The organism is Loktanella salsilacus (assembly GCF_900114485.1).
In the GTDB taxonomy this organism is placed as follows: Bacteria; Pseudomonadota; Alphaproteobacteria; order Rhodobacterales; family Rhodobacteraceae; genus Loktanella; species Loktanella salsilacus.
Window position 1 is genome coordinate 23,557 of the sequence record NZ_FOTF01000034.1, and the last position, 7,063, is coordinate 30,619.

Annotated in this window: 7 protein-coding genes; all 7 read left to right on the plus strand. The window is 57.3% G+C overall.

The features are described from left to right. The first annotated feature begins 173 nt into the window (after positions 1 to 173). The 7 genes from BM131_RS18230 (at position 174) to BM131_RS18260 (ending at position 6,976) form a co-directional block, all read left to right on the plus strand. The gene (locus BM131_RS18230; protein ID WP_139222703.1) at positions 174 to 1,895 is read left to right on the plus strand and encodes a hypothetical protein; all 1,722 of its coding nucleotides are present in this window, start codon (positions 174 to 176) and stop codon (positions 1,893 to 1,895) included. A gap of 1 nt (position 1,896) precedes the next feature. Next, positions 1,897 to 2,847 (plus strand): alpha/beta hydrolase, encoded by a 951-nt coding sequence (locus tag BM131_RS18235; RefSeq protein WP_090191756.1) that lies wholly within the window; start codon positions 1,897 to 1,899, stop codon positions 2,845 to 2,847. A gap of 172 nt (positions 2,848 to 3,019) precedes the next feature. Continuing rightward, positions 3,020 to 3,388: a hypothetical protein gene (locus BM131_RS18240; protein ID WP_139222704.1), complete on the plus strand. Its 369-nt coding sequence runs from the start codon at positions 3,020 to 3,022 to the stop codon at positions 3,386 to 3,388. A 34-nt stretch (positions 3,389 to 3,422) separates the two neighbouring features. Then, positions 3,423 to 4,046, plus strand: coding sequence for a lytic transglycosylase domain-containing protein (locus tag BM131_RS20450; protein ID WP_245754318.1), 624 nt, complete (start codon positions 3,423 to 3,425; stop codon positions 4,044 to 4,046). Between the two features lie 11 nt (positions 4,047 to 4,057). After that, the gene (locus BM131_RS18250) at positions 4,058 to 4,357 is read left to right on the plus strand and encodes a TrbC/VirB2 family protein (protein ID WP_090191758.1); all 300 of its coding nucleotides are present in this window, start codon (positions 4,058 to 4,060) and stop codon (positions 4,355 to 4,357) included. Continuing rightward, a complete protein-coding gene (locus BM131_RS18255) occupies positions 4,357 to 4,650 on the plus strand; it encodes a VirB3 family type IV secretion system protein (protein ID WP_090191760.1) in 294 nt (97 codons plus the stop codon). The genes BM131_RS18250 and BM131_RS18255 overlap by 1 nt, the downstream gene beginning before the upstream one ends. Further along, a complete protein-coding gene (locus tag BM131_RS18260) occupies positions 4,643 to 6,976 on the plus strand; it encodes a VirB4 family type IV secretion/conjugal transfer ATPase (RefSeq protein ID WP_090191762.1) in 2,334 nt (777 codons plus the stop codon). The genes BM131_RS18255 and BM131_RS18260 overlap by 8 nt, the downstream gene beginning before the upstream one ends. Positions 6,977 to 7,063: the final 87 nt, after the last annotated feature.

Below are 7,063 nucleotides of genomic sequence, written 5' to 3' on the forward strand. Positions count from 1 at the left end.
GCCGTCGTGCCTTATCATCATACCATCCTCGAGCGATCTAAATTGGCTTTTCAACCAATGGTTGGGAAAAGGGCATATGAACTCGCCAGTTTCTAGTGGCACGGCGACACTAGCGACACGAAACGAAACGTCCTACGACATGATGCGACACGGACCACCCTAAGCTACTGAAAATGATCGATATAAAAGATAATGTTTTTAGAGGAAATATTAACATTCGGGGGGTGAGGCGGCGGTCTATGTCATGGTATGGGATGCACTCAAATCGACATGAAACGACATATCAAACCGGAAAAGTGTTGATGGTAAACGGAAAATACTACGGCGAGCCTCCTGCCAGCGATCATGATTTCAGATCGCTAATTCAGACAGCAATCGCTGCTGGTGTTGGCAGGGATGCGCCCGCGAATGGCGAACCAGTCAAGCCTTGGACGGCGGAAGCGCTCACGACGGCTATCAACCAGGCGGAACCGAGTCGTAGTGTGATCGACTTGCGAACCGTGCAGCGATGGCTCGCTCCGCAGGGTCGCGGTGGCATAAGCGTTCCTAACTTAAGCCGATTGGCGCTCGTCTTTGGATGTGGTGATAGTAGTAAAACGCGATCTTGGCAGGTGGCCCTGATGCAGGCGCGGGAACGTACAAGACGAGATCAGCGCAATGGCATGAATGATGGCGCGTCCGATGCCCCATCCGATGCTCCGAACGAAACGTGGGCAGAGGTGAAATCGAGCCGGACGCTTACAATGGCTAGGTCATGGGAGTCTTGGTTCAGTCGCGATGATGCGCTCAAGCTCTCAATACTGATTTGGGCGGCCTATGCCGTAAACGGGCTTGCGAACGGCATACTGGGTATCCTGTCGGTGAGCTACAGCGTGATGCCCAGTCTCTCTAAAGAAGTCGGATTTCTTTGGGCACCAACCTGGACCGTTTTACCCGTGCTTATCCTACCGCTATTCATCGTGCGGGTAAGCGATACATTGGCGCATTGGCGGACTTATGGACGCTGTCGGCTTTTGGAAAATTCGTCAATTGATGACTGCAATCCAAACGATGTTGCAGCGTGGGATGCTCGGCTAGATGGGACCGCCTTGCCATTTTGGGCGATACTCCTGTTGTGTCTGGGCGGCGTTTTTCTTGCTCAATGGGCCGGGATATGTCTTCGGCTTTATGCAGAGGGCGAAGCTGGGCTATATCAAGTTGATAGAAACCTTCTGACCCTTGTTCGGCCGGAATTTATTGGCCGGGGCGCGTCGGCTTTTATTTCGATGCTGGGTTACCTCTACTCCGCGCTGTACGTATTCATATTTTTGACTGGTCTCATGTTTCTGTTTGTCATGGCCGGTGACTACGAAACGCTGGCACGACATAACAAGGATGCTGAAATCGAACATGGGGCCGCGATCCAAGAGGGTTCATGGATTGCGCTTTGTGCATTTGATGCCGCGCTCTTCTTGGGTTGGGCCGCGATAGCGATCAAATTGCAGGCTGCTTATCTGTCATCGGATGCGCCTAATATCGCTCTCTGGCTGCTCCGTGATTTTACCGCCGCACTACGGTTGTCTGATGAAGTTAATGGGAGCCTTCCGAATACTTCTGTCTCTCACTTTACGACGTTCCTGATGATTGCAGTCGGTAATTTTGCGCTCTTTGTCTGCGCGACACGGGTTAACAGGGGCCAGATCGCGCTGCGCCAATCCCAGCAGGACAGCAACATACCAGCGCAATCCCAGTTGGGATATGTGCCGTGGAAAATGCTTGTCTTAAGTCAAGCGTTCCTCGCCGCCAGCCTTATGTCTGTAGGACAGATACAAGGCTTTTCACTCGCACTTATTTGCTGCCTGACGTTCTCAGCCTGGTGGCTGCTGAGGCTCCGCGGTCGGCTTGAGAAGGAATAGTATGGAACAAGCACCTTTTTTCACAAAGATTGCTGAAGGTCCGCAAGGCGGTCAAGCCTTTTGGGCGCGTGCTGAAGACGGGGTGAGGCTGCGGCTTGCTCACTGGCCGAGCTCAAGCTCAGCACGGCGCGGCGAAGGGACTGTGTTCATCGCGCCAGGGCGTTCCGGCTACATCGAGCGGTATGGTCATTTGGCTAAGCGGTTGGGAGAGGCAGGACTCGGCACGTTCGTGATTGATTGGCGTGGTCATGGGTTGTCAGACAGGCTGACCGAAGATCCGAAAATCTGCCATGTCGCGCGGTTCACCGACTACCAGCACGATCTTGATGCCATGATCCAAGCAGCCCGCGACCTTGACCTGCCTCGGCCTTGGACACTGATCGGCAACTCGATGGGCGCGGCAATCGCGCTACGCGGTCTGGTCCGGGGAATCGAACTGAAGGCTTGCGCCTTCATTGGGCCAATGTGGGGGATCACCCTGCCGCCGCCCGTTCGTTCAATCGCGGGCGTGTTGTCTAAATGCGCGCGGCTTACCGGATTCGGAGAACGATTTGCACCGGGACAAGGCGGGCAACCCTATGTCATAAGAGCTCCCTTTGAAGAGAACACCATGACGGGGAACGCGGAAGAATTTGCTTACTGGCAGTCACAGGCGAAGGCCCACCCGGAATTGATGATCGGCGGCGTGAGCTTCGGCTGGCTCAACGAGTCTTTGAAAGAGTGTCGCGCTCTAGCTGCGATGCCCTCACCCGAGATCCCCTGTCTAGCTTTCTGTGGAGAGGCCGACGGGGATGTGGATAAAGAAGTGATCCGCACCCGTATGACTAACTGGCCAAACGGCAACTACGTTCTGGTCCCGGAAGGCCGCCACGATCTTTTATCCGAGAAGCCGGAGATCCGTGAGCCGGTGATCGACCAGATTCTCAAACTCATGGGAGACAGTACCTCTTGATTGCTTTGATTCATGAGTTTTGCCCCTTAAGGATGGTTTTGGAGAAACCGTGACATAATTCGCTAATCTATACATTTATTGCAAATTTATAGGTTGTGCGCATTTTTATAGATACGTAGGATCAAGGTGCCCAGATGGGGTGCCTGATCCTTTTTGCACAAGGACCACAGGCGTGAGTGTAGATCTACGAAAAGAAGCGCCAAATGTGGTCACGGAACCAGAATTTCGAAAGTTGCTCGGTATGGGGTATCAGGCTCAAGTCCTCTGCGAAGGAGATGCCTACTACAAAGCAGCAGTCTGGTACGGGGAGTGGACAGTCCGCGTCGTCAGCGGTGACGGAACCGTCGAAAAAATACTGGTCGCATATCCACGTAGCCGGGGCGAAGAGCAACAAATCAAGATCAAAGTCTTTAAGACAATCAACGGTTGCGCATCGTTTATGCACCGAATGGGTTTCGCAGATTTCACCGTCCCCTTTTTCGAGGGGGGGCAGTCGATCCATACCCTTCCCGATCAAGCTAGGGACACCAGCGACAGCTAACCTCCCGCGTTATTGCCTGATGGCATGTTTCCTATTGTCATTCACCAGCCCATCGCTGGCGGATAATGCTTGGGGCGGCATCGGGGGCGGCTGGAAAACCATCGGCGGCGAACCCGAAGCGCAGCCCACAATCTCAACGTCAAATGCCCCTGCTTCCAACAGTGGTGCATCGCCAGAGGGGCAAATCCTGCCTGCGGCGCTGGCCGCTGTCCCGTCTGTGGCAGGCACAAACCGCGCACTGACACGGGCGGTCGCATCGCGCTATGCCGCGCACCCCATCGTCAAAGCTGCCGGAATCGACCCGCGCGAGTTCATCATCTTCTTCGATGTAATGATCCAGGCCGAAAGCGGCTTCAATGAACGCGCCCGTAGTCCTGTGGGCGCAATCGGCCTGGCACAGCTCATGCCAGGAACGGCGCGGATGCTCGGCGTCGATCCAAACGACAAAGCGCAGAACCTTGACGGTGGTGCGCGGTATCTGATCGCCCAGATCGCAGAATTTGGAACGCTCTCGCTTGCCGTGGCGGCTTACAACGCAGGCCCGGGCGCGGTGCGGACCTACAAAGGCGTCCCCCCGTTTCGGGAGACCGAACGGCATGTCTCGAAAGTCATGTCCAACTACGAGCGTCAGTGGCGGCGCATTTCCTCACAGGAGTAACCACCGTGAATATGAACGTTTACCGGGCGGGCGCGCTTTGCGCCAGCGCCCTGATCCTTTGCGCCTATGGCACAGATCTTGCAGCGCAAGACATCGACTTCACGAAGGCCGAAAATGCGGGCAACCAAGTCGTTGCCTTCATGCGTGGCCCGCTTGCGACCATTGCGTTCGTGATCGCGCTGGCGGCGGCTGGCTTCATGGCTGCGATGAACCGGATTAGCTGGGCGTGGCCCGGTGCCGTGATCCTCGGTGCCGTGCTGGTGTTCGGCGGTCCCGCGTTTGTCGATAGCCTGCGCTCGATCCTATCGTAATGGAAAAAACCGTCGTCATAAAAGGGCTGACCCGTCAGGCCAAAATGGCGGGCCTGCCCCTGCCCTACTTTATGGCGGTGGTCGGCCTGACCGTGATGCCGTTCATGGTCACGAAGGCGCTGCTTTGGCTACCAACCTTCGCGATCTGGTATTTCGGCGCACGGTCAATCACCGCGATCAATCCCAACGGTCACCGCCTGATTGCCATGCGGCTGCGTCATTTGCCGCAAAGTTTTGGCCGCACCAAGGTCCGTTTCCAACGCTCCACAAAGGGCCGCGCATCCGATGTATGAACTTTATCGCAAGATGCCCTACGGGGTCGAATTTGACGACACGGTGATGATCCTGCGCGACGGTTCGGTCTGTGCGGCGTTCGAAGTGCATGGCATTGATGCCGATACGTCGGATTCCTCTGACGTGCTGGACCTACGCGCCCGGGTATCCCAGATCCTCAACGGTCTGGACGAGAGTTTCAGCTTCTTCATCCACCGCTTTCGCCGCGATGTGCAAATCAGCGGCTACACCAAGCCGGTGCATCCCTTCGCCCATGCGGTCGATGATGCCTGGTTCGACGGGTTGAACGCCAGCCAGCCCAAAAAGGCTGTGATCGTTCTGACGATCGTGCGTGCCAACACGAATGCGTTGCGGGTGCCGCTGCTTGGCAAAGCCCTCAAGCGGGTCGGCCGGAAAAATCTGGCCGAACTGGCCGGTTCACTTTCTGAAATGACGTCGGTGTTTGCCGACGCCCTGAACGTCACCCTCTCACCGCTATCTATCTCTGACGGTGCGTTCGGGTCGGCCATGGCGGTGCTGAATTTTCAGCCCTACGTCTCTCTACGCCGTGGTCTTATGACGCTTGTGGCGCAAGACGTGAGCGACGTGTCGCTCGAATTTGGTCTGGACGGTATTGTCGATGTGAACGACGGCGAAGCGGTCGCGGCGGTGATCAGCGTCAAGGATAACCCGACCGCCACGACACCCGGTGCCCTTGATGCCTTGGGTGCGCTGGACGACGTTGTTGTGGTGCAGAGCTATGCGCCGATCCACCGCGACAACATTGTAGAACAAGCCCGCACCCGCATCCTCCAGATGCAGGCCAGCAATGATCTCGCGCAACGTGTGGAAAATCAGCTTTTTGAGGCCGTAGACCGGATCGAGTCGGGCGAGCTCGGTGTTGGCGAGTATCGCCTGACGATCCTTGTCCGCGCACCGGGCCGCAAAGAACTCGACGCCCGCGTGTCTGACGTCATGAGCATTTGCCAGCGGGCCGGGTTTCGGATGCTGCGCGACCGTGCAGCGAACGCCACTGAACTTCTGTCGTGCCACCCCGGCAACGGCCACATGACGGCCCGGTCGTCTTATGTGACCTCGGAGACGTTTGCCGATCTGGCGAGCCTGCACGGCGCTGACATTGGCGCAGGCGTTGGTGAAGTGCCATGGAACGAACCGATCACGGTCATGGAAACCGAACGCGGCACACCCTACCGCTTCAACCTGCACCCGCGCGGTCTGCCCGATGCGGAACCCACAAACGGCCACACCCTTGTTCTGGGACCGTCGAACGGCGGCAAGACCACCACCACCCTGTTCCTCGCGGCGCAAGCCCTGCGGCACGGCGGGCGGCTGATCGCACTGGACAAGGACCGGGCGATGGAAATGCCGATCCGCGCGATGGGTGGCACCTATGCCGCAGTGAAGGTGGGCGAGCCGACCGGCCTCAATCCCCTCCTGACCGAAAGCGGCCCGCGCGGCGAAGCGTGGCTCCTCAGCTGGTTCTCGGCGCTGCTGGAAAACACCGGCAAGCCCCTGACGCCGACACAAAGCCAAGCTCTTAAAAGCGCCATTCGTCAGAATGCCTCCGCGCCGGGTAACCTCAAGAATTTCTCGCAGTTCGTGTCTCTGATCGGCGACGCTGACGACGGCAACGACCTCGCCCTGCGGGTCCGCGAGTGGGGGCCTGACGGACGCTATTCGTGGGTATTTGGTGAGAGTGACGACGTGCTTGTCAACTTCGAGGTCAACGACGTGACAGCCCTCGATCTGACCGAAGTGCTGTCTGCCGGGACCGAACGCACGGCCATTCTGGCTTACCTCTTCCGCGCCCTTGAAATGGTCATGGAAGAAAAGCGGCCGATGGTGCTGCTGGTCGATGAAGCATGGCAGGTTCTTGATGATCCCTACTTCGCGATCGAGATGAAAAAATGGCTCGTCACCGCGCGGAAGATGAACGTTGTGGTGGTGATGCTGACGCAATTCCCGTCGCAAATTCAGCAATCGGCTGCGAAGTCGATCCTTGAAGGTCTGCCGAACCAGCTGATCTTTCCGAACCATCGCGCCGAACCCGGCCACTATGACGGCATGTCCATGTCGGACGGTGAGCTGTCCTTCATCCTCTCCAAGTCGTTGCAGGGCCGCAAGGCGCTGCATCGCACGGATACCGGATCGACCATCCTCGATGTGGACCTGGGGCGGCTCGGCCCGCTGCTGACCGTGCTGGGTGGCGGCAGGTCTGGGTCTGCCCGGTTTGGCGACGATTACCGCGACCGTCCCGACTTCTGGCGTGACCAGAACACCTCCGATGATCTTGAAACCTCCCTTGAAAGGCTCGCTCATGTCTAAGAGTCTGATTCAAAACTAACTGCACCTTCTCAATCCCTTGCGAGATGCCGTGTGACGCGTCTGATGTGTGCGATGAGGATCCAAGCC